Source organism: Gordonia sp. YC-XJ4 (assembly GCF_059511865.1).
Map to the genome: position 1 here is coordinate 1,856,085 of NZ_CM183447.1, position 26,189 is coordinate 1,882,273.

At 66.3% G+C, this 26,189-nt stretch carries 25 protein-coding genes; 14 read left to right on the top strand and 11 right to left on the bottom strand.

Annotated elements, in window-relative coordinates:
* The first annotated feature begins 13 nt into the window (after positions 1 to 13).
* A complete protein-coding gene (locus AC5ZH6_RS08125; RefSeq protein ID WP_006372317.1) occupies positions 14 to 1,168 on the top strand; it encodes a cystathionine gamma-synthase in 1,155 nt (384 codons plus the stop codon).
* 8 nt (positions 1,169 to 1,176) lie between these two features.
* The gene (ilvA, locus tag AC5ZH6_RS08130; RefSeq protein WP_006372316.1) at positions 1,177 to 2,376 is read left to right on the top strand and encodes a threonine ammonia-lyase; all 1,200 of its coding nucleotides are present in this window, start codon (positions 1,177 to 1,179) and stop codon (positions 2,374 to 2,376) included.
* Between the two features lie 46 nt (positions 2,377 to 2,422).
* On the opposite strand, the gene AC5ZH6_RS08135 is transcribed toward ilvA, so the two are convergent.
* Positions 2,423 to 2,941, bottom strand: coding sequence for an SRPBCC family protein (locus AC5ZH6_RS08135; protein WP_496168903.1), 519 nt, complete (start codon positions 2,939 to 2,941; stop codon positions 2,423 to 2,425).
* 79 nt (positions 2,942 to 3,020) lie between these two features.
* Between AC5ZH6_RS08135 and AC5ZH6_RS08140 the strand changes: the two genes are divergently transcribed.
* Positions 3,021 to 6,320: an AfsR/SARP family transcriptional regulator gene (locus AC5ZH6_RS08140; RefSeq protein ID WP_211542005.1), complete on the top strand. Its 3,300-nt coding sequence runs from the start codon at positions 3,021 to 3,023 to the stop codon at positions 6,318 to 6,320.
* On the opposite strand, the gene AC5ZH6_RS08145 is transcribed toward AC5ZH6_RS08140, so the two are convergent.
* The 3 genes from AC5ZH6_RS08145 to AC5ZH6_RS08155 form a co-directional block, all read right to left on the bottom strand.
* Positions 6,302 to 7,138, bottom strand: a complete 837-nt coding sequence (locus tag AC5ZH6_RS08145; RefSeq protein ID WP_271355334.1) for an ABC transporter permease — start codon at positions 7,136 to 7,138, stop codon at positions 6,302 to 6,304. The genes AC5ZH6_RS08140 and AC5ZH6_RS08145 overlap by 19 nt on opposite strands.
* Complete coding sequence (locus AC5ZH6_RS08150; RefSeq protein WP_496168905.1) at positions 7,135 to 8,172, bottom strand: ATP-binding cassette domain-containing protein; 1,038 nt, start codon at positions 8,170 to 8,172, stop codon at positions 7,135 to 7,137. Before AC5ZH6_RS08150 ends, AC5ZH6_RS08145 begins: the two co-directional genes overlap by 4 nt.
* A gap of 89 nt (positions 8,173 to 8,261) precedes the next feature.
* On the bottom strand, positions 8,262 to 8,564 hold the full coding sequence (locus tag AC5ZH6_RS08155; RefSeq protein WP_006372310.1) for a hypothetical protein: 303 nt from the start codon (positions 8,562 to 8,564) through the stop codon (positions 8,262 to 8,264).
* A gap of 274 nt (positions 8,565 to 8,838) precedes the next feature.
* Here AC5ZH6_RS08155 and AC5ZH6_RS08160 point away from each other — a divergent pair, with 274 nt between their 5' ends.
* From AC5ZH6_RS08160 to AC5ZH6_RS08170, 3 genes are all read left to right on the top strand, one after another.
* The gene (locus tag AC5ZH6_RS08160) at positions 8,839 to 9,612 is read left to right on the top strand and encodes a hypothetical protein (RefSeq protein WP_006372309.1); all 774 of its coding nucleotides are present in this window, start codon (positions 8,839 to 8,841) and stop codon (positions 9,610 to 9,612) included.
* Positions 9,613 to 9,736: 124 nt separating this feature from the next.
* Entirely contained in the window at positions 9,737 to 10,450 is a 714-nt protein-coding gene (locus AC5ZH6_RS08165; protein ID WP_006372308.1) for a DUF4352 domain-containing protein, read from the top strand.
* Positions 10,451 to 10,544: 94 nt separating this feature from the next.
* Complete coding sequence (locus AC5ZH6_RS08170; protein ID WP_006372307.1) at positions 10,545 to 11,402, top strand: hypothetical protein; 858 nt, start codon at positions 10,545 to 10,547, stop codon at positions 11,400 to 11,402.
* 24 nt (positions 11,403 to 11,426) lie between these two features.
* Here the strand turns inward: AC5ZH6_RS08170 and AC5ZH6_RS08175 are convergent, their stop codons facing one another.
* From AC5ZH6_RS08175 to AC5ZH6_RS08190, 4 genes are all read right to left on the bottom strand, one after another.
* Positions 11,427 to 12,326 (bottom strand): SGNH/GDSL hydrolase family protein, encoded by a 900-nt coding sequence (locus AC5ZH6_RS08175; RefSeq protein WP_006372306.1) that lies wholly within the window; start codon positions 12,324 to 12,326, stop codon positions 11,427 to 11,429.
* A gap of 115 nt (positions 12,327 to 12,441) precedes the next feature.
* Positions 12,442 to 12,936: a transcription elongation factor GreA gene (gene greA, locus AC5ZH6_RS08180; protein WP_006372305.1), complete on the bottom strand. Its 495-nt coding sequence runs from the start codon at positions 12,934 to 12,936 to the stop codon at positions 12,442 to 12,444.
* Between the two features lie 138 nt (positions 12,937 to 13,074).
* On the bottom strand, positions 13,075 to 13,827 hold the full coding sequence (locus tag AC5ZH6_RS08185) for a queuosine precursor transporter (protein ID WP_006372304.1): 753 nt from the start codon (positions 13,825 to 13,827) through the stop codon (positions 13,075 to 13,077).
* Positions 13,824 to 14,312 carry a DUF4307 domain-containing protein gene (locus AC5ZH6_RS08190; protein ID WP_006372303.1) on the bottom strand — a complete coding sequence of 163 codons (489 nt, stop codon included), beginning with the start codon at positions 14,310 to 14,312 and terminating at the stop codon, positions 13,824 to 13,826. The genes AC5ZH6_RS08185 and AC5ZH6_RS08190 overlap by 4 nt, the downstream gene beginning before the upstream one ends.
* A gap of 162 nt (positions 14,313 to 14,474) precedes the next feature.
* Between AC5ZH6_RS08190 and mca the strand changes: the two genes are divergently transcribed.
* Genes mca through AC5ZH6_RS08205 form a run of 3 tightly spaced genes read left to right on the top strand, consistent with a single transcriptional unit; the run spans position 14,475 to position 17,744 of the window.
* Complete coding sequence (gene mca / locus AC5ZH6_RS08195) at positions 14,475 to 15,341, top strand: mycothiol conjugate amidase Mca (RefSeq protein ID WP_211545405.1); 867 nt, start codon at positions 14,475 to 14,477, stop codon at positions 15,339 to 15,341.
* Positions 15,338 to 15,658 (top strand): hypothetical protein, encoded by a 321-nt coding sequence (locus AC5ZH6_RS08200; RefSeq protein ID WP_211541988.1) that lies wholly within the window; start codon positions 15,338 to 15,340, stop codon positions 15,656 to 15,658. Before mca ends, AC5ZH6_RS08200 begins: the two co-directional genes overlap by 4 nt.
* Before the next feature lie 49 nt (positions 15,659 to 15,707).
* The gene (locus AC5ZH6_RS08205; protein ID WP_496168908.1) at positions 15,708 to 17,744 is read left to right on the top strand and encodes a thioredoxin domain-containing protein; all 2,037 of its coding nucleotides are present in this window, start codon (positions 15,708 to 15,710) and stop codon (positions 17,742 to 17,744) included.
* Positions 17,745 to 17,753: 9 nt separating this feature from the next.
* On the opposite strand, the gene AC5ZH6_RS08210 is transcribed toward AC5ZH6_RS08205, so the two are convergent.
* Positions 17,754 to 18,359: a TetR/AcrR family transcriptional regulator gene (locus AC5ZH6_RS08210; protein WP_006372299.1), complete on the bottom strand. Its 606-nt coding sequence runs from the start codon at positions 18,357 to 18,359 to the stop codon at positions 17,754 to 17,756.
* An 80-nt stretch (positions 18,360 to 18,439) separates the two neighbouring features.
* Here AC5ZH6_RS08210 and AC5ZH6_RS08215 point away from each other — a divergent pair, with 80 nt between their 5' ends.
* Positions 18,440 to 18,835, top strand: a complete 396-nt coding sequence (locus tag AC5ZH6_RS08215) for a DUF4345 domain-containing protein (protein WP_006372298.1) — start codon at positions 18,440 to 18,442, stop codon at positions 18,833 to 18,835.
* Here AC5ZH6_RS08215 and AC5ZH6_RS08220 read toward each other — a convergent pair.
* Both AC5ZH6_RS08220 and AC5ZH6_RS08225 read right to left on the bottom strand, forming a co-directional pair.
* A complete protein-coding gene (locus tag AC5ZH6_RS08220) occupies positions 18,804 to 19,661 on the bottom strand; it encodes a patatin-like phospholipase family protein (protein WP_006372297.1) in 858 nt (285 codons plus the stop codon). The two genes, AC5ZH6_RS08215 and AC5ZH6_RS08220, sit on opposite strands and share 32 nt — an antisense overlap.
* A 32-nt stretch (positions 19,662 to 19,693) precedes the next feature.
* The gene (locus tag AC5ZH6_RS08225) at positions 19,694 to 20,317 is read right to left on the bottom strand and encodes a histidine phosphatase family protein (RefSeq protein ID WP_006372296.1); all 624 of its coding nucleotides are present in this window, start codon (positions 20,315 to 20,317) and stop codon (positions 19,694 to 19,696) included.
* Positions 20,318 to 20,581: 264 nt separating this feature from the next.
* On the opposite strand from AC5ZH6_RS08225, the gene AC5ZH6_RS08230 reads away from it, so the two are divergent.
* The 4 genes from AC5ZH6_RS08230 (at position 20,582) to AC5ZH6_RS08245 (ending at position 26,109) form a co-directional block, all read left to right on the top strand.
* Positions 20,582 to 21,895: an ISL3 family transposase gene (locus AC5ZH6_RS08230; protein WP_496167932.1), complete on the top strand. Its 1,314-nt coding sequence runs from the start codon at positions 20,582 to 20,584 to the stop codon at positions 21,893 to 21,895.
* Positions 21,896 to 21,946: 51 nt separating this feature from the next.
* A complete protein-coding gene (locus AC5ZH6_RS08235) occupies positions 21,947 to 22,543 on the top strand; it encodes a TetR/AcrR family transcriptional regulator (protein WP_006372295.1) in 597 nt (198 codons plus the stop codon).
* A 63-nt stretch (positions 22,544 to 22,606) separates the two neighbouring features.
* Complete coding sequence (locus tag AC5ZH6_RS08240; protein WP_006372294.1) at positions 22,607 to 23,563, top strand: DUF7064 domain-containing protein; 957 nt, start codon at positions 22,607 to 22,609, stop codon at positions 23,561 to 23,563.
* Positions 23,560 to 26,109: a PEP/pyruvate-binding domain-containing protein gene (locus AC5ZH6_RS08245; protein ID WP_006372293.1), complete on the top strand. Its 2,550-nt coding sequence runs from the start codon at positions 23,560 to 23,562 to the stop codon at positions 26,107 to 26,109. The genes AC5ZH6_RS08240 and AC5ZH6_RS08245 overlap by 4 nt, the downstream gene beginning before the upstream one ends.
* The last annotated feature ends 80 nt before the right edge of the window (positions 26,110 to 26,189 follow it).

Sequence of the window (26,189 nt, forward strand, 5' to 3'; positions counted from 1 at the left end):
GAGGAGTTATCCCGTGAGTTCCCAGCAGCGTCCCCGCGGTTTCGCGACCGACGCCATCCACGCCGGCTACGAGCCCAACCCGCTCAACGGGGCGGTCAACGTCCCGATCTATGCCAGTTCGACCTTCGCCCAGGACGGCGTCGGCGGCATGCGCGACGGATTCGAATACGCCCGCACCGGCAACCCGACGCGCCGGGTGCTCGAGGCGAACATCGCCGCGATCGAACACGGCACCTACGGACGGGGTTTCGCCTCCGGGATGGCCGCCACCGACGCGTTGCTCCGTGCGTGCCTGCGCCCCGGGGATCATCTGGTCATCCCGAATGACGCCTACGGCGGCACCTTCCGGCTCATCGACAAGGTCTTCACCCAGTGGGGCATCACCTATTCGGTTGCGCCGGTCACCGACGCCGACGCCATCCGTGCGGCGATCACCCCGCAGACGAAGTTGGTGTGGGTGGAGACGCCCACCAATCCGCTGCTCAACGTCGGCGACATCGAACAGACCGCCGCGATCGCCCACGACGCCGGCGCAAAGTTGGTGGTGGACAACACCTTTGCCACACCGTACCTGCAGCAGCCGCTGTCGCTGGGGGCCGACGTCGTGCTGCACTCGACGACGAAGTACCTCGGCGGGCACTCCGACGTGGTCGGCGGCGCTCTGGTCACCGACGACGCCGAACTCGACGACGCGATCGCCTTCCTGCAGAACGGGGCCGGTGCGGTACCCGGGCCCTTCGACGCCTACCTGACCATGCGCGGCATCAAGACCCTGGCAGTGCGGATGGAAAAGCACTGCGACAACGCCGAAGCCGTCGTCGATTACCTGTCGAATCACGACCGGATCGACCGCGTGCTCTACCCGGGACTGCCGATGCACCCCGGTAACGAGGTCGCGAGCAAGCAGATGAAGCGTTTCGGCGGGATGGTCTCGGTCCTCGTGGCCGGCGGCATCGAGGACGCCCAGAAGTTCTGCGCGCGCACCGAGGTGTTCACCCTCGCCGAATCCCTGGGCGGGATCGAGTCACTCATCGAGCATCCCGGCGCGATGACCCACGCGTCGACGGCGGGCTCGCTGCTCGAGGTGCCCGCCAACCTCGTGCGGCTGTCGGTCGGCATCGAGGACGTCGACGACATCCTCGCCGACCTGGAGCAGGCACTGCAGTAGCGACGCCCATGCTGATCACCGCGTCCGAGATCGCCGACGCCGTCACCGAACTGCGCGGCGTCATGCGTCGTACCCCGATGGTCGCGTCCCGGGTGCTCAGCGAGCGCGCCGACCGCGAGGTCTGGCTCAAGTGCGAGAACCTGCAACGCACCGGATCGTTCAAACCCCGCGGGGCCTACTACCGGATCAGCCGGCTGAACCCGGCCGAACGCGAGCGCGGTGTGGTCGCGGCCAGTGCGGGCAACCACGCGCAGGGCGTGGCGTGGTCGGCGAGCAGACTGGGGATCTCCTCGCGGGTGTACATGCCGGTCGGTGCGGCCCTGCCGAAGATCGCCGCCACCCGCGCCTATGGCGCCGAGGTGGAGCTCGTCGGTGCCACCATCGACGAATCCCTGGTCGCCGCACGCGAATTCGCCGAGCGGACCGGAGCAGTACTGATCCACCCGTTCGATCATCGCGACATCGTGATCGGGCAGGCGACGGTCGGCGTGGAGATCTGTGAGCAGATGCCCGACGTCGGCACGATCGTGGTGCCGCTCGGCGGTGGCGGGCTGCTCGCCGGTATCGCGGCCGCGGTCAAACCCGTTCGCCCCGACGTGCGGATCATCGGTGTGCAGGCCGCAGAAGCGGCCGCGTGGCCACAGTCGCTGGCTGCCGGATCGCCGACGGCCGCGGCGCGGATGGCGACGATGGCCGACGGCATCGCGGTGGCACTACCGGGGGAGGTCCCGTTCGCCCACGTGACCGAACTCGTCGACGACGTCGTCACCGTCGACGAGGACGCGTTGGCGACCGCGTTGCTCCTGATGCTCGAGCGCGCCAAACTCCTCGTCGAACCGGCCGGGGCAGCCGGGGTCGCGGCGGTGGTGGAAGGCGCGTGTGGACAGTTGTCGGGGCCGGTGTGTGTGGTGGCCTCCGGCGGCAACATCGATCCGCTCGTGCTCAGCCACGTCACCACGACCGGACTGAGCGCCGCCGGACGGTTCCTCACCGTCACCGCCACCGTGCCCGACCGCCCCGGGGGTCTGATCTCGCTGCTGGAAATGCTGCGTGACCAGGGCGCCAGCGTCGTCGACGTGGTCCATTCACGTGTCGCCGAGGGACTCGCGCTCGGGCAGGTGCAGGTGACCGTCAGCGCCGAGACCCGGGGGCCCGACCACCAGGCGACGGTGCGCGAGGCGCTGGCTCAGGCGGGTTTCCTGCGCTGAACCGTTGGGGTGGCAGGGCCTTGAGGGGCTGAGCGCCCGGTCCGGGTCAGGCCTGCGGGGTCAGATGCGCGAAGTGCCGCAGGGTGTCCGATTCGATGCTCTTGAACACCGGCACCGAGGCCGGGTTGGAGAACGCATTCAGCGCCCGCGACGACGGGCCGAGTTCGAGGGCGAACGCCCACACGAGACGCGACCCGACTGCCGCCGGGGTGATCTCGGTGTACTCGCCGAACCGCCGCATCCCGGGGACATTGACCTTCGCGACGCGAAAAGCGTTGTGGTAGCTCGAGTTCTCGGCATCCTCGGTCCAGTCGAAGAACACCTCCGAGAGGGTGACATAGCCCGGGGCGAGCGACGCCTGCCGGGTGGTGCCGACTCCGTAGGGCGCCGCCGCGGTGAACTCGATCGACTTGATCGCCTTGCACCAGTCCAGTGTGTTCTGCCTGGTCAGTTCGGCCCACGCGCGCTGAGGTGACACCGGGATGTTGATGTCGATGCGATAGGAGATCGGGGCCGTGTCGAAGAAGTCGAGGTCGAACGGTTCGAGGTCATAGGTGCGCGCCATGAGTCGAGATTAGGGCATCGCCTCCCCGTGTACCGCCACGATCCGTCTGTCCGTCGGCGGAGTCCACTACGCTGGCGGGGTGGCTCATGACGGGGAGGTGATCATCGGACTGCTCGGTCCGGTGTCGGTGATCGCTGCGCCGCACCCGGATTCGGACTCCGACGCACCGCAGGCCACTCCGGTGCCCGGTCTTCGTGCCAAGCGCCTGCTGACGTCGCTGGCCTTGGCCGATGGACGGACCCGATCGGCCGAGCGACTCATCGACGACGTGTGGGGCGACGACGCGCCCCGGTCGCCGAGCTCGGCGTTGCACACCCAGATCTCCCGGTTGCGGCAGTTGCTCGGCGCCGCCCACCTGCAGGGGTCGGGCAGTGGATACCGGCTCGTCGGCTGCCGCACCGATCTCGACGTCGTCACCGAGATGATCGCCTCCACCGACGACGCGGAGTGCGCGGCGATCTGGTGGCGCGGGACCCCCGGCGATGATCTCGGTACCGACGAACCGGGCGGGCTGATCGACGAGCTGACCGCCCGCGCCCGGCAGGTCGCCGATCGCCTCGACCGTTCCCGCTACGCTGCGGCCATGGCAGCCGGCGACCATGTCACGGCACGCTCGATCGCCGAAAAACGGTGCCTCGCCGACCCTCTCGACGAGTCCGCGCATCTGGATCTGATGCAGGCATTGGCCGCCGCGCGGCGGGTCGCCGACGCCATCGCGGTCTACACCGGACTCCGTCGGCGGCTCTCGGCCGAACTCGGGGTGGACCCGGGCGCCCAGATCAGTGCGCTGCACACCCAATTGCTCAGCGGCACCGACACTTCGGTCACGGAGCCGACAGAGGTGCCCCGGACCGTTCGTCGCGGTCGGGGCATCGGATTGCTCGCCGACACCACCGCGCTGATCGGTCGGGACGCCGACGTCGATGCGATTGTGTCAGCCATCGAGACCGGTCGGGTGGTGACCATCCAGGGTCCGGGTGGCGTGGGCAAGACCCGCGTGGCCAACCGCGTCGGTCATCGGCTCGTCGAGACCGGCGCCTCGGTCTTCTATGTTCCCCTGGCGCCGATCCGTGCCGACGACGACGTGGTCCCGGCGATCGCTGCGGCGCTCGGCGTCGGTGAGTCCGATCTGAGCGGTAACCGCCCGCGCATGAGCGTCGGTGACCTGCACGACCGGCTGCTCGACGCCGTGCGCGGTCGCGACGCGGTGCTCGTCCTCGACAACTGTGAACAGGTCATCGACCGGTGCGCCCAGATCGTCGCCGACCTACTCGCCGCCGACGACCACATCCGGGTCCTGGTCACCAGCCGCTCACCACTCATGCTGCCCTCGGAGCGCATCCACCTGCTACCGACCCTCGACGCGCGAGAGGCCGGACCGGCAGTGCAACTGTTCGTCACCCGTGCCCGCGCGGTGAGGCCCGACGCGTTGTTGCCGCCGGGCCGAGTGGCGGCATTGTGTCGCCACCTCGACGGTCTGCCGCTGGCGATCGAACTGGCCGCCGCCCGAATCCGCACGATGACCGTCGAGGAGATCGCCGATCGCCTCGTCGAACGGTTCGCACTGTTGCGCGGTGCCGACCGCAGCGCGCCCGATCGGCACCGCACCCTCTATGCGGTCATCGACTGGAGCTGGGAACTGCTCGACGAGGACGCGCGAATCGCGTTGTGCCGGTTGTGCCGATTCCCCGGGGGATTCACCACCGACGCGGCCGCAACGGTGTTGGGCTACCGCGGATTCCGACTCGACGACACGCTCGCCGCACTGGTCAACCAGTCCTTGCTCGAGGTCACCGAGAGCGGTGGACGCGTGCGGTACCGAATGTTGGAGACGGTGCGCGAGTTCGGGGAGGACAAACTCGGCGCCATCCCGGAGGAGTCCGCGGAGGTCGACCACCGGATGTGGCGGTGGGCGCGTGAATTCTGCATCGACGCGGCCGCACGCTACGACGCGGGGGTCGACGATGTTCTGCTGAGCACGGTGGCCGCCGACGCCGAGAATCTCGTCTGGGTGATGCGCAGATGCCTGGATCGTCTGGCCGACGGAGAACCGGGGCTGACGGCCGAGGGCCCGACCCAGACGCTGCTGACCGTGATCCGGATCTTCCCGGTGCTGTCCGGACTGTGGATGGCGCGGGGGTTGCATGCCGAGGTGTTGACCTGGGGGACAAGGATTCTCGCGGTGGTTCCGACCCCTCCGCGAGAGCTCGCCGACGATGTGCGGCGAGACTGGCAGGCGTCGTTGCTCGCCGCGCTCGCCCACCAGGTGATGCGGCGAGATCTGCGTGCACTCGCGAAGGGCCGCTATCACTTGCGCCTGCTCCATCGACCCGATCATGCCTATGACGAACCGACCGACCTGATCACCGCGTGTGCGCTCAGTCGTACTGCTTTCGAGGCGATGCGTCACATCGTCCGCGGCACACGGTCTGCCGAGTATCGGGTGGCCACTGTGGCATTGGGGGCGCGGATGAACATCCGCGAGAACATGGGCGATCTCGAGGGTGCCCTGCGCGACGGGGAGACACTGCGGCACCGAGCTGTCGACAGCGGCGACACCTGGATGTCGGCGATGGTCGAGGTCAGCGTCGGCAGCGTGCTGGGACAACAGATGCGGTGGTGGGAGGCGGTGGAGCATTATCGCAAGGGCATCGCCGACCTCATCCGGCTCGGCGCCTATGAGGACGAGATCCAGACCCGCACCTACCTGGTGGTCACGCTGATCGCGATCGGCGAACTGGATTCGGCGGCAATCGAACTCGACGTCGTCTCGGACGGGTGGACGCCGGATCAGCCCGACCCGCAGGGCAGCGCCGAACTCGGTGCGGCGTTGATGCTCGCACATGCCGAGTACCGATTCGCCACGGGTGAGCAGGAACTCGCCGGCGACCTCTATCGGCGGGCGGGGCGGCAGTTGATGCGTGAGCATCCCCTCGGTGCCCAGGATCCCGGTGTGCTGATGATGGTCAGCGTTGCCGTCGTCGGTCTGATGCGGGTCGGACTGACAGAGGTGGCGCGAGAGTACCTGTCGGTCCTGGGTGATGGTGTGACCGCGACGTTCTCGGCGTTGGGGTGGCACGATTCGCCGCAGGCCGGGTCGATGGCCTTGGCCGCGGGGTATGTGCTGTGCGCCGATCAGCGGACCCGCCGCGACGGTGCGCAACTGATGATGCTGTCCGAACGGCTACGGGCCCGACGCGACTATCCGGGTTTCGTCTACGTCTCCGAGCACATGCAGGAGCTGTCGGGGCTCACCGAGGAACAGTGGGACGGTGCGACCGCCGCGGTGGCCGAGATGTCTCGACGCCAGGCGGCCGCACGGTTGCAGGCCATCCTGGCGTCGAGGCGTGTCGATGATGCTCAGGCGTTGCGCATATAGGCGCGCACCGCGAGCGGTGCGAACACCGCGGTGATGACGGCCGCACCGATCAGCGACCATACAACGTGAATCCCGATGTGTCCGTTGGCGGTCAGTTCCCGGACCGCGGTGACGAGATGGCTGATCGGATTGACGTTGACGAAGCCCTGCAACCAGCCGGGCATGGTGCTGACCGGGACGAAGGCATTGGACATGAAGGTCAGCGGGAACAGGATCAGCATCGAGATGCCCTGCACGGCTGAGGCTTTGCTCATCAAGCAGCCCATGAGTGCGAAGATCCAGGAGATCGCGAAGCTGCACACGATGACCAGCAGGGCGGCACCGATGGCGCCGAGGGCGTCGGGGCGCCAGCCCATGATGATGCCCATCACGATGGTCAGTGTGGTGGCGATCAGGTAGCGGATCATGTCGGCGAGCAGCGCGCCGGCAAGCGGGCTGATCCGCGCGATGGGTAGGGCCCGGAACCTGTCGAAGACACCCTTGTCCATGTCCTCCCGCAACTGGGTGCCGGTGACGATGGAGGTGGTGATCACCGTCTGCACCATGATGCCCGGAATGATCACCGGCAGATACGAGTGGATGTTGCCGCTGATCGCGCCGCCGAAGATGTAGGTGAACATCAGCGTGAAGATGATCGGCTGGAGCGTCACGTCGAACAGCTGCTCGGGGTTGTGCCGGATCTTGAGCACACCGCGGTAGGCCATGGTGAACGATTGGCGCACCGTTTCAGCAAGGCTCACAGAGGTTTTCACCTTGTCGCGAACTTCGCGCGTGGTGATGGCCGTCGCGGTGGACGTGCGGTTGAGGGTGGTGGTCATGACTGGGTCACCTCGGTGGAGTCGTCGGTGGAGGTGTCGGCGTCGGTCTCGGCGGGCTTGCCGGTGAGTGTCATGAACACCTCGTCGAGGCTGGGTTTCTGGACGTTGATCTCATCGACGGTGATGTTTTGCTCGCGCATGGCGATGAGGATGTCGGGGACGAGGTCGGGGCGGTGCAACGACGCCGAGACCCGGCCGGCCTCGGCCGACAGTGCGGCCGGCTCGCCGAGCATCTGCTCGACGATCTCCGCGACGCGCGGGGCGTCGGCACGGTCGGCGGGCCGCAGCTGCAGGGTGGCTGCGCCGATCGAGTTCTTGAGCCCGTCGGCGGTGTCGTCGGCGATGACCCGTCCGTGATCGATGACGGCGATGCGATCGGCGAGTTGGTCGGCCTCGTCGAGGTACTGCGTGGTCAACAGCACCGTCGACCCACCGCGGACGAGATTGCGGATGGTGTCCCACATCTGGGCGCGGGTACGGGGATCGAGGCCGGTGGTCGGCTCGTCGAGGAACAGCAGCGGCGGGGTGTCGATGAGACTGGCAGCGAGATCCAGGCGGCGACGCATGCCCCCGGAGAAGTTCTTCAGCGGCCGGTCGGCGGCGTCGGTGAGGGAGAACTCGTCGAGGAGTTCCTCGGCGCGTGACTTCGCGGCCTTGCGGGAGAAACCGAGGAGCCGGGCGAAGACGACGAGGTTCTGGGTGGCGGTGAGGTCTTCGTCGACCGAGGCGTACTGCCCGGTGACACCGACGAGCGAGCGGACCGCGACGGCGTCGGAGACGACGTCGTATCCGAAGACCGTCGCCGACCCCGCATCGGGTTTCAGGAGGGTGGCCAGCATGCTGACCGTGGTGGTCTTGCCGGCGCCGTTGGGGCCGAGGACGCCGTAGACCGAACCGGTGGGGACGGCCAGGTCCACGCCGTCGACGGCGCGGTTGTTACCGAATGTCTTGACCAGGCCGTGGGCGTCGATGGCGAGGTCGGTGGTCCGAGCCGCGCCACCCGGAGCCGGGCTGGTATGCAGTGCTTTGGTCATGGACACCACTGTGCCCGGTGTGGCTGTCGTCGCGCTTACGTCGGCTTACGCGTGGTGTCGGCGACTGACAGTGCGACTATCTCTGCAGGTCAGGCGGCTGAGGACACCGAGGTTGCCGGAAGGTCGGTGGCGTAGCGGACGACCGCACCGACCGGGCCGAGGCGGCGTTCGACCGTCACGATGGCGCCGGCGAGTTGCTCGGGGTCGTCGACATCGGCGACGAGTGCCACGGTGTGGCCGTTGTTGCCGAGCATGTAGGGCACGACGTCGGAGTAGGTGCTGCTGACGACGGCGAGCGGCATCCCCGCGTCGAACAGCGTGTCGGCGTAGGCGTGGACGGCCCGATCGTCGGTGAGGACGATCATCGGCACCTCGGGTGCGGGCTTGTGCATTCTCATCGGTCTCTCCGTTCGCGAGTTGTGGTGAACGCGATAGAACCACTGTGAACCCGCAGGTTGTCGGCGGTCTGCGACCAACCTGTGGATCGTCTGTGACCCATCGCACTGGTTGTGGACAGCTTCGCGGCGAATGCCCGAAATGCGCCTAGCCTCCTCGGCCATGGGAAAACGCAAACGCCATCGCAGAGCTCCTCACACCCCGTCGCACGCGCGGCGCGCCAACCGGTCGTCGTCGCGATCGCTCCAGGCGCGGTGGTCACCCGAACGGATGGTCGTATTCCGCGATGAGCTTTCCGACGCCTATGACCGGACCCTGCGTGACTGCGCTGCGGTGACCGAAGACTTGGAGCCACGTCTGCGAGCATTGAACGCCCGATACCACGAGCTGGCCGGCCTGGGTTGCGAGACCGGTGACGAGGACTACGACTGGCTGCTCGGTGAAGTGCGAGCTCAGTTGTCGATGTATCGCATGGCGGACGAGGTGGCGAATCGCTGCGTCGATGCGAGCGAGGCACTTTCGGGCCTTGCGCCGATCTGGTTACCGACGTCGGCGCTGACGGTGGCGTCGGCGGTGACCGATATCGCCGGTCAGAACACCTTCGGATTGGCCGGTCTGCTTCCGAAAGGGCTGATGGTGTTCGCGAAACCCTTCGTCAAGGCCGGCGAGATCTATGAATGCGACTGTCCGCAGACACCGGACGTCGATGTCGACGCGGTGCTGTGGTGGACGGCCGAACCCGAGGACGACGGGATGGTCGACGACGGTGTCGACGAAGGGGAGGTCGACGAGGTCCTGGAGGTGGTGGCGTTGGCTCGTCGGAGTGGCGCACATTCGCCGCGGCTTGAGAATTGGGCGTCGTCGACCCTGATCGAGGTGACCGGTGTGCGCGTGCCGATCGGAAGCACTTTCGACGTACCCGATGGGGCGCGACCGTTGATCGAGATGTTGTGTCGAGTCGGAAAGGCGTTGCAGAACAACACCGTCGGTCTCGTCGAGATCAACGGGGGACGGATGGTGCAGGTGACTGCGAAGGCCGCATGACGGGCCCGGGACGCATGCGTCATCCGGTCGAATGACAGATTCGTCGGAATTGTCGGACCCTCTATGTTGAGTGAGTCGGGAGGCGGTACCGACCGGTTACCGCACCAAGTCAAAGGAGATCGACGTGACCACTCCCCAGGATCCGAATGCCCAGAATGCCGGGCCCCAGTACGGAGCACCCCAGTACGGAGCACCCCAGTACGGGTCGCCCGAATACGGTGCACCCCAGTACGGCCAGACCGGTTATGGGGTTCCGCCGCAACCGATTCCGGCGCCTCCCAAGAAGAAGCGCAAGTGGCCGTGGATTCTCGGCGCCATCGTGGTGCTGATCATCATCATCGCTGTGGCGACGAGTGGCGGCTCCGATGATTCGTCTCCGAGCGGGTCGCAGAACGGATCCGCGCAGAATGCGCCCGCGAACGGCGGTGGGGAGCAGGCGGCCGGGCTCAACACCCCGGTGCGGGACGGCAAATTCGAGTTCGTCGTGACCGGTGTCGAGAAGGGGCTCGCCAGCGTCGGCGACAACCCGTATCTCACCGAGCAGGCGCAAGGGCAGTTCGTGGTCGTCACGATGACCGTCAAGAACATCTCCGACAAGGCCTACGGATTCAGCCCGTCGGATCAGAAGCTCCTCGACGCGCAAGGGCGCGAATTCGAGCCGAGCACGAGTGCGCAGATTGCTCTGGGCGGCTCCGATATCCCGGTGTGGGACAACATCAATCCCGGCAACACCGTGATCGCCAAGGTGGTCTTCGACATGCCCAAGGACGCGGTGCCCACCGCCATCGAGTTGCACGATTCGATGTTCTCCGGTGGCGCGAAGGTCACCCTGGGCTGACCCGAGGAAGCCGCGACGTACCGGTGTCCGCACCGCCCGCAATGGGTGTGCGGACACCGGAGGGTGTCGGCACGAGGGAAGGTTCCCCGCGAATGTGAACCGTGCGACGCCTGCCCCGTGCCGACGCAAGCATCTCGAGGACGAGTTCGCGCAGGCGAAAGCGACTGATGGTCAGGAGATCTCGCCGTGGGGCCCGGGTTGGGCGCCGACGGTGTACTCCCGTCTCGTGCAGGCCTACCGCACTCTCCTGACCGAATGGCCGCACCATCTCGCACACATCGAGAAGCGCCTCGAACACTATGATCGGGTGCTCGACGCGATGAAGGCCAACGGCCGGCAGGACACCGACGCGTTTCGCGAACTCGACGCCCGATCGTTTGAACACGCCGACATGTATGTGACCGTGTATCGCAGCATGCTCACCACCGAGGCCGTCAGCGAGGCGGTGGCCGGGTTCGGCCCGGTCTGGGTGCCCGATACCGTGATGACGGAACTGGGTGTGCCCGGAATCGATATGCGCGACACCCGAATCCTCGCTTCACTCGGGCCGAGTGGGTTGTTGCTGTTCGAGCGGCCGCCGGCGCGCATGCATGAGGACCTCGGGCCGGGTACCCCGGTCATGCCCGAGGTGACTGTCGACGGATTGCTCTGGCATCCCAAGGCGATCGGTGCGTGGGCCGCGCATGCCGACGACATGGCGCCGATGGTGGTCCTGCGCCCGCTCACCCGGAGTACTGCGCTGCAACCACTGCGGGGTATGGGATGGAAATCGTCGATCCTCACCGAGACGACAGTGATCGATGTTCTGCTCCAGCAGCATCATTCGGTCGCCGCAAACCTGTCACCGGTCGTCGAACTCGCCGTCATACTCGCGCATGCCATGCACGACGGTGCGGTGCGAACGGACGTCGGCGCACCTGGGGCGGCCCTGACCATGGTGCGTGCTACGTGAGCGGCAATCCGGGTGGTGTGGCCCTCAGCGCCCCAGACCCAGCGCAGCGGTAGCGATCGAGGCCAACTCCCGCTCGCCCAACGCATTCGGATGGACCGGAACGATTTGCTGGGTGGTCAGGATCGGTTCGATCCAGCGGGTCCCGACCGGCTTGCAACTGTCGTGGCCGACCGACGGGGTGGTGGCGTCGACGAAGGTCACACCGGTCTCGGTGGCCGAGCGTCGAATCGCGTCGTTGAGCGTTGCCTGGATGTCGTAGGTGTAGGCGACATCGCCTGCGGCGACCGGGAACGCGGGACAGGGCTCGTAGGTCGCCGGCATGATCCACGGATAGCTGATCACCGCGATGCGAGCGTGCGGTGCCTTGCTGCGTATCGCTCTCATGGCATTCACCAGCTTCGGAAAGGTTTGTGTCCGAATCTCATTCGCGATGGTGTCGCCGTAGGTGTCCTTACACGGTGAGCCGCGGCCCAGGGTGGTCGCGGCGGCTGCGAGGCACTTGCCCACGGTCCCGGCGAAGACCATTCCGTCGTTGCCGCCGATCATGAAGGTGACCAGGTCGGTGCCGGGGCCGAGGGCGTCGAGTTGTGGATGAAGGCCCGGGTATTGCACCCCGAAGAAATCGTCGGTGGTCGCGCCGCCGCAACTGACGTCGGTGAGGTGATAGCCGAACCGCTGCGCGATGAGGTGGGAGTAGTTGTCGGCCGATTGTGCGCATTGCTCGAGGGTGCCCGGTGCCGTCGGCACGACACCGGAACCGGCCGAATAACTGTCGCCGAGATTCACGTAGGTCAGCGCAGAGGTGGTCGGCGCAGAGGTCGGTCCAGGGGTGGCGAGGGCAGGTCCGGCGCCCATCAACGCGGCCGCGACGACGGCGGATGCGATGAGGCCCCCGACCCTGCGTGCGCGTGCATGCAGGTTCACGCCGAATGTTGTAACACGTTCTCGTTCGCCACGTGGCCCGATCAGCGCACCCGGAGACGACGATCGCGGCCGTCCGGTGAGGACGGCCGCGATCGCAGATCTCGGGATGAACCGGTCAGCTGTGGTAGGGCTCGGCCTTGACCAGCGTCACCTTCACCGTCGCTCCGCTGGGGACGGTGTATTCGCGGGTTTCGCCGACCTTGGTGTCGATCAGCGCAGCGCCCAGTGGTGAGCTGGGGGAGTAGGTCTCCAGCTTCCCGCCCTGAGCGCCTTCCTCGCGGGTGGCGATCAGGAAGGTTTCGGTGTCGTTCTCGTCACCGTCGTAGTAGACGGTCACGACCGATCCGGGCAGCGCAACACCCGACTGGGTGGGTGCCTCGCCGACCTTGGCGTTGTTCAGGAGTTCCTGCAGCTGGCGGATACGCGCTTCCTGCTGGCCCTGCTCTTCGCGGGCAGCGTGGTAGCCGCCGTTCTCCTTGAGGTCACCCTCTTCACGACGCTCGTTGATCTCCGCAGCAATGACCGGACGGTTGGCGATCAGGGAATCCAGCTCGCCCTTGAGGCGGTCGTAGGACTCCTGGGTCAGCCAGGTCACCTGGGTGTCGGTCATCGGTCACTCCTTTGTGTTGTCCGCGCCCTGTCGCGATGTCTTCACGATGGGCATGTGGACTGCTCTAAATGCAGCAACACGACCCCTTGCGGAGCCGTGTATCCGCCTAGGGTACCAGCGAATGAGATCGAACGCACATCACGACGGGGTCGCGCGTGCCTCCGCGAGAGCTGCCACATAAGAGGGCTCGGCCTTTTTCAGCCACGCGCACACCAGATATGTGATGGGCATGATGATGATTTCGACCAACGTCTTCCACAAGAATCCGACGATCGTGTAGTTCCAGAAGTCACCCCAGGTCGAGATGCCCAGCGCCGAGGCGGCGACCGAACAGAACACGAGGGTGTCGGCGAATTCGCCGACGACGGTCGAGCCGAGCAGCCGCGCCCACAGTCGTCGCTCTCCGGCTCGTTCCTTCATCTTCACCAGGACAAAGGAATTGAGGAATTCGCCGGCGAGATATCCGAGTAGTCCGGCCAACAAGAACTGTGGTACCACCCCGGCGACGGCTTTGAACGATTCCTGATTGGAATAGAACGGGGCCGCCGGAAGGTGAATGGTCAGCCAGAAGCACGCGGAGGCGATGAGCAGGACGACGAATCCGGCGAGAATCACCCGACGCATGGTTTTGAAGCCGTACACCTCGCTGATGACGTCGCCGAGCACATAGGCGAGGGGGAACAGATAGAAAGCGCCGTCGGTGACCAAGCCGTTGAGGTGAAAGGGGCCGAGATCGAGATGCAACCACTGGTCGAACAGCAGCACACCTTTGGTGCCGGTGATGTTGCTGATGAGCATGACCCCGACGAACAGCGCGGTCAGCATCGGTAGATGGTGGCTCGTCACGGTCGCGAAGACCGCGCGGTTGGTACGCGTGTCGGTCGCGGTCATCCGGCCGATCCTGCCGACGGCGGAGCGGTGAGATAGGCGGGCACGCTGGTCGAGCAGCCGAACACCTCACCGATCACCGGTGGCTCGGAGGTCTTCACCTCGACCCGGTGTCCTTCTTGCACTTGTCCGGGGCCGATCAGGACCTCGCGGCGTCCGGTCTCCGACCCGTCCTTGGAGCGGGCGCGGATGACACAGGCGACCGGCTGTGACGGGTCGGCCCGGTTCACGGTGAACTGCACCGCCACGGTCGACGAGTTGAGGATGTCGTATCCGGTGGCCTGACCGGAGACGTCCGGATCGGCGAATTTGTGGTAGCCGATGACCGCGAGGATGACGCCGACGACCACGACGAGCACCGACAGTGCGATGAACCACAGTCGACGGCTCGACGCCGATTGTGCGACGGGATAGGTCGCCCGCGGGCCGCTCTGCGGGCGATCCTGCAGGTCGGAGCCCGGTGGCGTGCCCCCGTCTGAACTGTTCACGGGTCAATACCTACCATGAGAGAAGTACCGACCCGAAGGCGAGGAACCGTGCGCGAGACCCACACCGCCGAATCCCACCCGTCGACATCGTCGACCCAGGGTGCCGGCGCGTCGACGCCGACCGGGGTTGTCACGACGTCGCCGGGCGGTGGATTCCGATTGATGGCGGTGCATGCCCACCCCGACGACGAATCCAGCAAGGGGGCGGCGACGTCGGCGAAATACGCCGCGGAGGGCAACGACGTTCTGATCGTGACGCTGACCGGCGGCGAGCGCGGTGACATCCTCAACCCGGCGATGGATCGCCCGGGCGTCAAGGAGCGGATGAGCGAGGTCCGCAAGGAAGAGATGGCCAAGGCCGCCGCGGCGCTCGGTGTGCAGCAGCACTGGCTCGGTTTCGTCGACTCCGGGCTACCCGAGGGCGACCCTCCGCCGCCGTTGCCCGAGGGGTCGTTCGCCACCCTGCCGCTCGAGGTGCCCACCGAAGCGCTCGTGAAGCTCGTCCGCGAGTTTCGGCCGCACGTGATGATCACCTACGACGAGCGTGGCGGATATCCCCATCCCGACCACATCATGTGCCACAAGGTCTCGGTCGCCGCGTTCGAGGCCGCCGGTGACCCCGATGCCTACCCCGGGACCGGTGAACCGTGGACCGTCTCGAAGCTGTACTACACCCACGGCTTCATCCGGGACCGGATGATCTTGTTTTCCGACGAGTTCGAACGCCACGGGCAGGAGAGCCCGTTCAAGGAATGGCTGAGCAAGTGGGATTCCAGCCGCGGCGACCTGATGGCGCGGGTGACCACCCAGGTCGAGTGCGGCAAGTACTTTCCTCAGCGTGACGACGCGTTGCGCGCGCACGCCACCCAGATCGACCCGAACGGGATGTTCTTCGCCGTCCCGCTCGAGTGGCAGCAGCGTCTGTGGCCGACCGAGGAGTTCGAGCTGGCGCAGACCCGGGTGACCACCTCGATTCCCGAAAGCGATCTGTTCGCCGGGGTCGAGGCGAACAGTGAGGTATCCCGATGACGTCCGTTTCGATCGCCGCCGGGGTACACAGCGTGCTCCTGGCCGCCGACCAGCAGCCCCAGGGGCCCGAGTTCGGCAAGGCCTCTCCGCTGGGTCTGCTGATCATCATCCTGCTGCTGATCTGCACGGCCCTGCTCATCTGGTCGATGAACCGGCAACTGCGCAAGCTGCCCAAGACCTTCGACACCGAGCACCCCGAAGCCGATCAGGCCTTCGACGAGGGCACCGATTCGGTGGGCCCGACGACGCCGCAGTCGCTGGGCGACGTGAACGCCATCGGTGACGCGGGTACGGCGAAGAAGCCGGCCGACACCTGACCCGGCAGGTAAATCGTCGGACACCCGAGCACCGGATGCGAGGACACCGATGACCAGTGAGTCCAGCGCAGCGCGCAATGAGCTCGGCGCGGCGACCAGCCCCTATCTCCGCCAGCACGCCGACAACCCCGTGCATTGGCGGGAGTGGGGTGACGGCGCGCTCGCCGAGGCTGCCCGTCGGGACGTCCCGGTCCTGCTGTCGGTGGGGTATGCCGCCTGTCATTGGTGTCATGTGATGGCGCACGAATCGTTCGAGGACGAGGCGACCGCTGCACAGATGAACGCCGAGTTCGTGTGCATCAAGGTCGACCGTGAAGAGCGGCCCGACATCGACGCGATTTACATGAACGCCACCGTCGCGATGACCGGGCAGGGTGGTTGGCCGATGACCTGCTTTCTCACGCCAGGCGGGGAGCCGTTCTACTGCGGCACCTACTTTCCGGACTCGCCGCGCAACGGCATGCCGTCGTTTCGGCAACTCCTCACCGCCATCACCGAGGCGTGGACACAGCGGCGCGACGAGGTCTCCGGAGTCGGTCGCAAGGTCCGAGATCATCTGCACGCCAACGCCGCGGCGTTACCGGCCGGGGCGCTCGAGGTCGACGACCGGCTCCTCACGCACGCGGTGAACACGGTCCTCGGTGACGAGGACCGGGAGTGCGGCGGATTCGGCGGAGCGCCGAAGTTCCCGCCGTCGGCGTTGCTCGAAGCACTGCTCCGGCACACCGAATACACCGGAACGCCCGAGGGTCTCGACGCGGCTCGCCGCACGTGTGATGCCATGGCGCGCGGCGGTATCCACGATCAGCTCGCCGGCGGATTCGCCCGCTACGCGGTCGACAACGACTGGGTGGTGCCGCACTTCGAGAAGATGCTCTACGACAACGCGCAGCTGTTGCGGGTGTACGCGCATCTGGCCCGGATCACCGGCGATCCGCTGGCCACCCGCGTCACCGGAGAGATCGTGGAGTTCCTCCGACGGGACCTGCAGGTGCCCGGGGGCTTCGCGTCCGCGCTCGACGCCGACGCCGCCGGCGTCGAAGGATCGACCTACGTGTGGACGCCGACACAACTGACCGAGGTGCTCGGCGATGCCGACGGCCATTGGGCTGCAGAACTTTTCGGTGTGACCGAGTCGGGGAACTTCGAGCACGGTACGTCGACCCTGCAGTTCCGGCTCGACCCCGACGGATTCGACACCTCAGCCGTCCGAGAGCGATTCGACGACGTGCGCCGACGGCTGCTGGCCGCGCGTGCCGATCGGCCACAACCGGCCCGCGACGACAAGGTGGTCACCGGCTGGAACGCGATCGCCGTGACCGCCCTGGTGGAGGCCGGCGCGGGGCTCGGTCATCCGGAATGGATCGACCTCGCACGCGAGGTTGCCGCGACGCTGCTCGCCGAGCACGTCCGAGACGGTCGACTGCGCCGGGCCTCGCTCGGTGGTGTTGTGGGCGATCCTGTTGCCGCACTGGATGATCACGCAGCGCTGGTCACCGCGCTGCTGACCCTGCATCAGGTGACCGGTGAGGCCCCGTATCGTGATCAGGCCCTGGAACTCCTGGATGCCACGATCGAGACCTTCGCCGATCCGGACGAGCCGGGAAGCTGGTACGACGCGGCGGATAACGAACTGATCGCGCGACCCCGTGACCCGATCGACGGGGCGACCCCGGCGGGAGCGTCGCTGCTGGCCGAGGCCCTGCTCGCGGCGTCGGCACTGGCCGACACCGCTCGCGCCGCGCGCTACGCGGAACTGCTCGATGCCACACTCGGCCGTGGAGCGGTGCTACTGGCCAAACTTCCGCGTTCGGCCGGGCAGTGGCTCGCGGTGGCACAGGCCCGCGTCGCGGGGCCATTGCAGATTGCGGTCTCACAGACACCGGACAGCACCGGAGAACTGGCCGGTCTGGCTCGGACCGTTGCGCCAGGTGGAGCGATCGTTGTTGCAGGTCAAAGAGATTCACTTCCGCTACTGAGAGATCGCGGCCCGGTCGGCGGTGCCGATGCCGCCTACGTGTGCAGAGGCACGGTGTGTGATCTCCCGGTCACCGACGGGCAGGCGCTGCGGGCTGCGCTGGGGTGACCCGGCCATTCAGCTCCGAGGCTGCGTGGTGAGGTCGACGTGCGTTCCGACGGTGGAATCGAGCGCGGCCATGCAGAGGTCGCGGTTCTCCTGGGGTGAGATCTTGTTGTCCAGCAGGGACGCGATGGTGCTGGCTCGAACGAAGGCAATCCACCCGGCGAATCCCACCTCGGCCAGATCGCGTGCGTGGCCGTCGCTTCCGGCCGCGTCGAGCATCGTGTTCCAGAGTGACTCCATGTCGCGATCGATGGGACCGCGTACCGCCGGATCGGCCGATACCGAACTGCGATTGGCGATGAGTACCAAAGCCAGATTGTCGGCGTAGAAGGTCAAGTACGTATCGAGTGCCGTGGCGATGCGGTCGCGCACCGTGTCGGCGGGTGCGGTGGCTGTGTTCTCGCGCAGTCTGCTGTGGGCGCGTTGCCATACGGCACCGAAAAAATGGGCCTTGGTCGGGAAGTAGTGATACAACAATCGGCGCGTGACGCCCGCCGCGGTGGCGATGTCGTCCATCGAAAGGTCTTCGAACCGACCGGAGGATCCGAAGAGTTCCTCGCCGGTATCGAGGAGCGCCTCTCGGCGCTGCTCCGGAGACATCCGACGTCGGCTGGACATTGCTCCATCCTAAGTCTTGCGGACAGCAGGTCCGGCGATCTATCGTCTAGCTATTACACATACGTGAAATAGAGGTCGCCATGCTCACGGTTTTCCGGATCTGGCTCGTGGTCTTCGGTCTTGTCGTACTCGGTATCGCGTTGGCGCACTTGCTGTTCGGGCAAACAACCTATATCGGTGGTGGGACCGTCAATGCCACGATGGACTCCGATCTGCGGTTCTTCAACGTTCTCTTCGCGGCGTACGGCATCGGATTTCTCTGGGCGGCAGGAGATCTGGTCGGCCGAGCACGCGTCGTCGATCTGCTCGGACTTCTGTTCTTCCTCGGTGGCCTCGCCCGGCTACTGGCTTGGGCGACCAGTGGCGCGCCGAGCTGGTTCTACATGCTCATGACGCCGATCGAGCTGGTCATCCCGATTGTGAATCACCTGCTCTTGCGTGCGGTCACGCCGACGCCGACCACTCCGATGACGTGAGTGCGAGGACGCCGTCGTCGTAACCGAGAACCGCTGCCACACCACGGATGTCGGGATCAAGGGGATTGGTTCCGAATCCGGCGGCCGAACGTTGCGAGGGGGTGATCACGCGCGCCGCGCACAGGACCGTCGCGACCTGTGGGGTGACGGTATCGGGATCGTCGAGCATCGGCGCGATGACGATGACCTCGTCGAATCCGGCGGCCAGGTGGGCGTTGGTGGGTGAGAACGATCCGCCGTCGATGTATTCGGCGCCGCCGATGGTGACGGTCGGCCAGATCCCCGGGACGGCGCAACTCGCGGTCACCGCATCGGTCAGGTCGTCGCCCGCGACGGATCGCGCTCCGTCGGGCACCGCGCGCTCCTCAGCGGTGAAGACCGTCAGCTCGCCATCCTCGCGCAGTGCGGTGATCTGCAGGTTCTCCGGCCAGATCTCGGAGGTGTAGCGACCGCGGACCGCGGCCCGACGGCGGCCCGGCTCCGTGCCGGCGTGAGTGTGTGACAGTTCGACGAATCGCCGGGCCCGCTCGGCGCGCGGTGCGCCGGACGACGCCACCTCGAAGAATGCCTCGAGCGCCGAGGCGACGTCGCCCTCGGGTGTCAGTTCGTCATTGCGTCGAGACGCGCGCACCATGATGTCGAATTGGTCGGCAGCCGAGCCTGATTGAAGAATGGCGGTACCGACGGCCGATCCCGCGGACGTGCCGATCACTGCTGCGGCGTCTCCGAGGCGCAGCGCACCGGCCTCCTCCAATGCCGCGAGTACACCGGTCATCCAGCCGATACCGACCAGACCGCCACCGCCGAGCACGATTGCTGTCGCCATCACCGGTCTCCTCTCAGATCCCTCCGGACTTGTCAGATCGAGGTGGGTTTCGCCCATTCGCCCACGGGCCCACGCAATTCGGACAATCGGCGATCGCCGCCCGCCTCGGCGAGCAGGGCCGAACCCGCGGGCCGCAGGTCGATGTCGGCGCCTTGGCTGATGGGCCATCGCAGGAATCGGCAGATGAACGACCGCGAGAAATGCCCATGCGACACGACCACCACATCGCTTGCACCGAGCTGACTTTCGACGCGATCGACGGCGGCGTCGACTCGTCTGGTCATGTCCGCGACCGATTCGCCACCGGGTGCGCCGTGGGTCCAGATCGCCCACGTCGGATCGTGATCCGCCTGGATCTGCACCCGGGTCAATCCCTCGTAGTCGCCGTAATCCCACTCCGCGAACAACTCGTTGGTCTCATCGACGGTGAGGCCGGCGAGTTCGGCGGTCCGCTGGGCGCGGCGTCGGGGAGAGGCGAACACGAACGGCTGGTGCAGACCGATGCGCTCGGTGATGCCCTTCAGTGCAGCGGCATCCTGCTCGCCTTTTGCGGTCAGGTCGATGTCGGTGCGACCGGTGTGCTGATCGGACAGCGACCATTCGGTCTGTCCATGGCGGATGAGCAGAACACGGCGGCGGGTGCGATTGGTGGACACCCAATTCAGCGTAGTCGCCGGGTCTCGCGGTGAGGGCACATCCGGGCCGGTGGAGGGTCTCGACGATGGTTGATTTGCCGTGACACGTCCCGACACCGGCGGGCCGTCAAGGAGGAATCGGTACCGGGGTATTGCGGCTCTTCAAGGTTGAGCGGGCGAGGCCTGGTCAGCGGGCCGGCGTGTCGTTGAGGTGAGACGCCCCCGGTCTCCGGAAATCTGGATGTTGCGAAGCATTCAAGATTTCGGTGAAGGAGTACCAGGGGCATGGCCGATGCTACGTCGTTGTTGTTGGGGTTGGAAGGAGTGGAGGTCGTCGGGGTTTCTCGGCGCGCCGACGGGACTCGGATCGTTGATGTCGTGACGGCCGATCGGGCGGCGGCGAGGTGTCCGGACTGTCGGGTTGCTTCGAGTTCTGTGAAGGGCCGCGCGATCACCAGTCCACGTGACATCCGCTATGGTGATGCACCAATTCAGTTGCGGTGGAACAAGACACGCTACTACTGCCGTAACGCTGGCTGTGTGCGTCGCTCGTTTACCGAATCGATCCCGCAGGTACCGGCACGACGACGTACCACCACCAGACTGCGGACTCAGATCGGCCGCAGCATCGGTGAAGCAGCCCGCTCGGTGACCGAGGTTGCCGCTGGGGCGGGCGTGTCGTGGCCGACTGCACACGCCGCGTTCGCCGCCCACGCCGACGAGGTCTTGACCGACCCGAAACCGGTGCTGGTACTCGGTATTGACGAGACCCGCCGCGGCAAGCCCCGCTGGACTCGTGATGCTGCCGACCGGTCCTGGCTACGCACCGACCCTTGGGACACCGGGTTCGTCGATCTCGGCGGCACTCAGGGCCTACTCGGCCAGGTCGAGGGCCGCACCAGTGCCGCGGTCACCGACTGGCTCTGCGAGCAGACCTCGCAGTTCCGCCACGCGGTGAGGCATGTGGTCATCGACCCGTCGGCCGCCTACGCCGCCGCAGTCACCGACACCCTCTTGCCGAACGCGCAGGTGGTGGTCGATCACTTCCATCTGGTCAAGCTGGCCAACGACATGGTCACCGCGGTCCGGCGCAGGGTCACTTTCGATACCCACGGCCGCCGCGGCCGCAAACAAGACCCGGAATGGGCCAACCGGAGACGGCTGCTGACATCGCGAGAACGTCTGTCGGACAAGTCATTTGCGAATATGTGGAACGCCCTGATCGACAACGATCCGACCGGCCAGATCTTGGCTGCCTACATCGCCAAAGAAGAGCTCCGCACACTGCTCGCCGCCGCTCGTGACAGCGTCGATGATGCCGAGATCCGCGCACGTCTCTATCGGTTCTACAGCTGGTGTGCCGACACCCAGATCCCCGAGGTCACCAGGCTGGCGACCACGATCGAGACCTGGTGGCCAGCGGTCTTGGCGTTCCTGCACACCGGTCTGACCAACGCGCGTACCGAGGGCTACAACCGCCTGGTCAAACAGGTCAAACGCGTGGCCTGCGGGTTCCGAAACACCGAAAACTCACGCCGCCGGATACGATTCCACTGCACCCGCGCCCAGCGGGCCAGCATCCAGCAATTCCACTGCTGAGCAGTGCCCGCCTAACTTCGAAGAGCCGGTATTGCTTCCTATACTGGGCCGATGCCCCGTCCCCTGGTCATCGGTGAGGCCGATCTCCTCGACAACCTGTTGCGCGCATTCGCCGATCTCGGTTTCGAGGGGGCGAGCGTACGCGCTCTGTGCCGGCACCTCGGTATCAGCCACAACCTCATTCACAGTCGATACCAGTCGAAGGAGGCGGCCTGGTACGCGGCCGTCGATCACGGTTTCGCGCAGCTCTTCACGGACTTGACCATCGAATCCGACGAATCCGATGACGACCCGCTGGAACTGCTGCGGATCGGAATGCGCAAGTACGCCTTGGCAACTCTGGACCATCCCGCGCTGGCGCGGATCATCCAACAGGAATCGGCACGTCCGGGCCCGAGATTCGACTACATGCTCGAGCGATACATCACCCCGACCCGGGAGCTCACCGCGGCGCTGCTCGAGGACCTGCAGAGCGCGAAAGTCGTTCGTGCCGGCGCGGTCGAGGCGGTCTATTTCTTCCTGACCACGTGGGGGATCGGCGGCCTGGCGAGTGCCACCGCGGAGATCCGGGGCCGCGAGTCGCTGCGCAGCAGAGACGTGGCGTTGCTGGCGGTCGACGTGGTGATCGACGGGCTGCGCCAGCCTTAGATTGACAAGTGTCAATTAATGGTGAGAGTGTGTTGGGCGTCACTCTCATGAATGGATCTTTCCGTGATCACAGTTGCCGACGAGCACATGCACCCTCCCACCGACCAGCGGTCGTGGCAGGAGAGTTTCTACTTCAACTGGTCCGACGTCGACGGTCGGTCGTTCGGGCTGACGCGCATCGGTCTGAACCCGGCCGACGGGAAAGCTGACGCGCTGCTCATCCTGATCCGCGACGGACAACTCGAATACGTCTATCCCGGTGTCGGTATCGCCGTCACCGCCGAGGAGCGGTCGGTACCGGTCGAACGCGGTCTGGCCGTGGGTAGGCTCACCTACACCATGCGTGAGCCGTTCCAACGGTGGCGTATCGAGTTGACGGGTCGCACCGAGGTCGCGCTGACGTGGACCGCGGTGGGTCCGCCGCACGACTTCACCGCCCTGCGCGACGCCACCGACGGAGCCCATCACTTCGAGCAGGTCGGCACCGTCGAGGGCACCATCAGGATCGGCGGACAGACGCGCCGCGTCGAGGCCCTGGGTCATCGAGACAAGTCGTGGGGTGTGCGCGACTGGGCGTCGATCACCGGATGGGAATGGCTGACAGCACAATTCGGTCCCGACTTTGCCTTCAACGCGACCCTGGCATTGCTCGCGGGTAGCGATGACCCCGCCGGGTTCGTGTTCCGTGACGGTGAGAACAGAGCGGTGACCGCAATCGACGTCGACTACACCTTTGGGCGTGTGCCGCAGGTGCCGGAGTCCGCGCGCATCTTCCTTCGTGACGAATGCGGCACCACGTATGCGATCACCGCCACGGCGATCGCACAGGTGCCACTGGTGAAGAAGGGGCTGTTCCTCCAGGAGACGTACGCCCGATTCGAGACGGTCGTCGACGGAGTCCACCGCCACGGGCACGGTGTTCTCGAACACGCTTGGCATGCCGACCGCCGACAGATCGCGCGCCGGGTTCCCGACCTGATGCCCATGGTCGGTGCTGCGCTGAAAGGGCGACTGCGATGATCCTGCGACTCGAACCCGCTCTCGCGGCAGACATCGCCGAGATCGGGGGCAAGGCACTCGGATTGGTGCGGCTGCTGCGAGCCGGACTGACCGTGCCCGAGGCCTGGGTGATCCCGGCCGAGGTATCGCTGAACGACGATCTGCAGCAGCGGTGTGCTCACGAACTGGAACGCTGGTGGACCCAGGTGCATGCGGAGTATCCCGACGCGCGTTGGGCCGTGCGGTCCTCAGCTGTCGCCGAGGACCTCGACGGCGCGTCCTTCGCGGGCGTGTACGAGACCGTTCTGGGCGTCGACGGACTGGCCGAACTCGAAGCGGCGGTTGCGCAGTGCTGGCGTGCACATGGTGCCGCCCGCGCCGCGGTGTATCGCGAGGGCCGCGACATCGATGGCGCCGGAGGCATTGCGATCGTGCTGCAACGGATGCTCGAACCGCGATGCTCGGGGGTGATGCTGACGGCCAATCCGCACCGACCCTTCGCTCACGACATCGTCATCGACGCATCCTGGGGTCTGGGCGAGTCGATCGTGTCGGGAAAGGTGGATCCCGACCACGTGGTGCTCGACCGAGTCACCGGATCGGTGCGAGAGCAACGCGTCGCCCACAAGAAGATCGAAACCGTGTATGACGGAGCACTTCTCGACCGGCCGGTGCCACCGGAACGCGCGGAGGTGGCATGTCTCGACGACACGGACCTCGCGGCACTGCACGCCACCGCTCGTCAGGTGGGGAGCACCATCGGGCCCGCCCGGGACATCGAATGGGCGATCTGTGACGGATCGGTGTACGTCCTGCAGGATCGTCCCATCACCTCGCTGCCGAGCGCCGACCCGGACAACGTGTGGTCGAGACGATGGGGCGACGAGTACAAATCCGAATACTCGCTGCCCATGTCGTCGGCGGTGATGGGCGCGTGGATGGACATCCCGATGTTCGTCGAACTCCCGCGGCTGCAGAGACGCGGTGATCTGGCGGTCCGTGAGCCGTTCAAGTTCTTCAACGGGTACATGTACATGGACGGAACCTACGCGGCCAGTATGGCGCGTGCCCTGCCGAAAGGCAGACGCGACACCATCTTCGGTGCATGGTTCACCCCACTGTGGATGTCGCGGATCGAGCAGGAACCGTGGAATCCGCGACTGACATGGGAGATGGCGCGGTCGCTGCGCCGTGACCCCAACCGCGGCGGGCAGCGCGCCAATCTGGAGGCGATGCGGGCCCATTGCCGCCGGATCGAGGACCGTATCGCACCCAAATTGGGGCAGGACTATGCAGCACTCGGTGACGAGGAGTGGCGACGACAGTTCGATGAGCTGGAAACCTTTGGGCTCGAACACTTCCGGATCATCCGGTGGGGTATGGGCCTGCACAACACCTTGCTGCATCAGGTTCTCGCCGATCTGCTCCGGCAGTGGTGCGACGACGACGGCGAGCTCTACCGCAGCGTGATCGGCGGACTGCCGGGAACCCGCACGGCGGAGATCAACTCCGAGATCTGCGACCTGGCTCGTGCGGTGCGCGCCGATGAACCGTTCGCGGCCCGATTCCGCGAGTGCGAGAACTGGGATCGATTGCGAGCGGCCGAACCGGACGCGACCGTGTGGACCGAGCTGGATGCCTTCCTCGCGCGGCACGGACACCGCGCCGCGAGCCGCGACATCGCTGCTGCCCGGTGGAGCGAAGAACCCGACGTCGTACTCGGCCTTGTCCGCGCGCAGGTTCGCGGCGGCGCCCGCAGCGCAGGCACCGGCGAGACCATGGCCGCGGCAACCCGCGTCAAGGCCACCGACGCGGCACTGGGACGCGCTGCGCGAGGCCCGCTCGGCCGCATTCGACGGGCTGTTCTGCAGATCGTCATCAAGCGGACGCAGGAGTTCACCGTCTACCGCGAGAACCAGCGGTATCACCTCGACTACCTCATCGCCCACGCCCGCGCGCTGGTCGCCGAGAAGGCACGGAGACTGGTCGACGCGGGGATACTCGAGGCCCTCGACGACGTCTACTATCTGACCGCGCCGGAGTTCTGGTCCTGCGTGAGCCCGTGGCCGGACCTGCGGACACCGGTGAATCGCGACGAGATATGCAAGCGACGTCAGAACCACCTGACCTTTCGCAATCGCATGCCCGCCACCTACCTCTTCGACGACATCGAGACCGAAGGCGAGATCGCCGACGGCGATCGGGCTGCCGGCACGGACGACGGTGACATCACGGGCATCGGCGCATCCCGGGGCCAGGCACGAGGACACACCCGGTGCGTGGACGACATCTCGGGGCTGGAGGCGGTGCAACCCGGCGACATCCTGGTGGCCAAGAACATCGATCCCGCCTGGACCTCGGTGTTCCCACTGTTGGGCGGACTCATCACCGAGACCGGAGGGGTACTGAGCCACGGAGCGATCCTGGCGCGCGAATACGGCATCCCCACGGTCACCGGCGTGGCCGATGCGGTGTCGCTTCTCGGTGACGGAACTCTCGTCGACGTCGATGGCGGTGCAGGCGCCGTCCGGATTGCACACGCCGAAGTTCTCGACGCCCTTCACTGACACCGGCAAAACAATCTCCGCTCGAGGTGTCGAGGTGCGCGTTCCATTTCGTCATAGGGGTGATCGCGCCGCTCGGATGC

Excerpts from the sequence above, each read along its gene's own strand:
- AC5ZH6_RS08215 (WP_006372298.1), top strand. The coding sequence starts at position 18,440 with ATGCTCACGGTTTTCCGGATCTGGCTCGTGGTCTTCGGTCTTGTCGTA.
- AC5ZH6_RS08220 (WP_006372297.1), bottom strand. The coding sequence starts at position 19,661 with ATGGCGACAGCAATCGTGCTCGGCGGTGGCGGTCTGGTCGGTATCGGC.
- AC5ZH6_RS08210 (WP_006372299.1), bottom strand. The coding sequence starts at position 18,359 with ATGTCCAGCCGACGTCGGATGTCTCCGGAGCAGCGCCGAGAGGCGCTC.
- AC5ZH6_RS08150 (WP_496168905.1), bottom strand. The coding sequence starts at position 8,172 with ATGACCAAAGCACTGCATACCAGCCCGGCTCCGGGTGGCGCGGCTCGG.
- AC5ZH6_RS08205 (WP_496168908.1), top strand. The coding sequence starts at position 15,708 with ATGACCAGTGAGTCCAGCGCAGCGCGCAATGAGCTCGGCGCGGCGACC.
- AC5ZH6_RS08155 (WP_006372310.1), bottom strand. The coding sequence starts at position 8,564 with ATGCACAAGCCCGCACCCGAGGTGCCGATGATCGTCCTCACCGACGAT.
- AC5ZH6_RS08185 (WP_006372304.1), bottom strand. The coding sequence starts at position 13,827 with ATGACCGCGACCGACACGCGTACCAACCGCGCGGTCTTCGCGACCGTG.
- AC5ZH6_RS08245 (WP_006372293.1), top strand. The coding sequence starts at position 23,560 with ATGATCCTGCGACTCGAACCCGCTCTCGCGGCAGACATCGCCGAGATC.
- greA (WP_006372305.1), bottom strand. The coding sequence starts at position 12,936 with ATGACCGACACCCAGGTGACCTGGCTGACCCAGGAGTCCTACGACCGC.
- AC5ZH6_RS08200 (WP_211541988.1), top strand. The coding sequence starts at position 15,338 with ATGACGTCCGTTTCGATCGCCGCCGGGGTACACAGCGTGCTCCTGGCC.
- AC5ZH6_RS08235 (WP_006372295.1), top strand. The coding sequence starts at position 21,947 with ATGCCCCGTCCCCTGGTCATCGGTGAGGCCGATCTCCTCGACAACCTG.
- AC5ZH6_RS08230 (WP_496167932.1), top strand. The coding sequence starts at position 20,582 with ATGGCCGATGCTACGTCGTTGTTGTTGGGGTTGGAAGGAGTGGAGGTC.
- mca (WP_211545405.1), top strand. The coding sequence starts at position 14,475 with ATGGCGGTGCATGCCCACCCCGACGACGAATCCAGCAAGGGGGCGGCG.
- AC5ZH6_RS08160 (WP_006372309.1), top strand. The coding sequence starts at position 8,839 with ATGGTCGTATTCCGCGATGAGCTTTCCGACGCCTATGACCGGACCCTG.
- AC5ZH6_RS08145 (WP_271355334.1), bottom strand. The coding sequence starts at position 7,138 with ATGACCACCACCCTCAACCGCACGTCCACCGCGACGGCCATCACCACG.
- AC5ZH6_RS08135 (WP_496168903.1), bottom strand. The coding sequence starts at position 2,941 with ATGGCGCGCACCTATGACCTCGAACCGTTCGACCTCGACTTCTTCGAC.
- ilvA (WP_006372316.1), top strand. The coding sequence starts at position 1,177 with ATGCTGATCACCGCGTCCGAGATCGCCGACGCCGTCACCGAACTGCGC.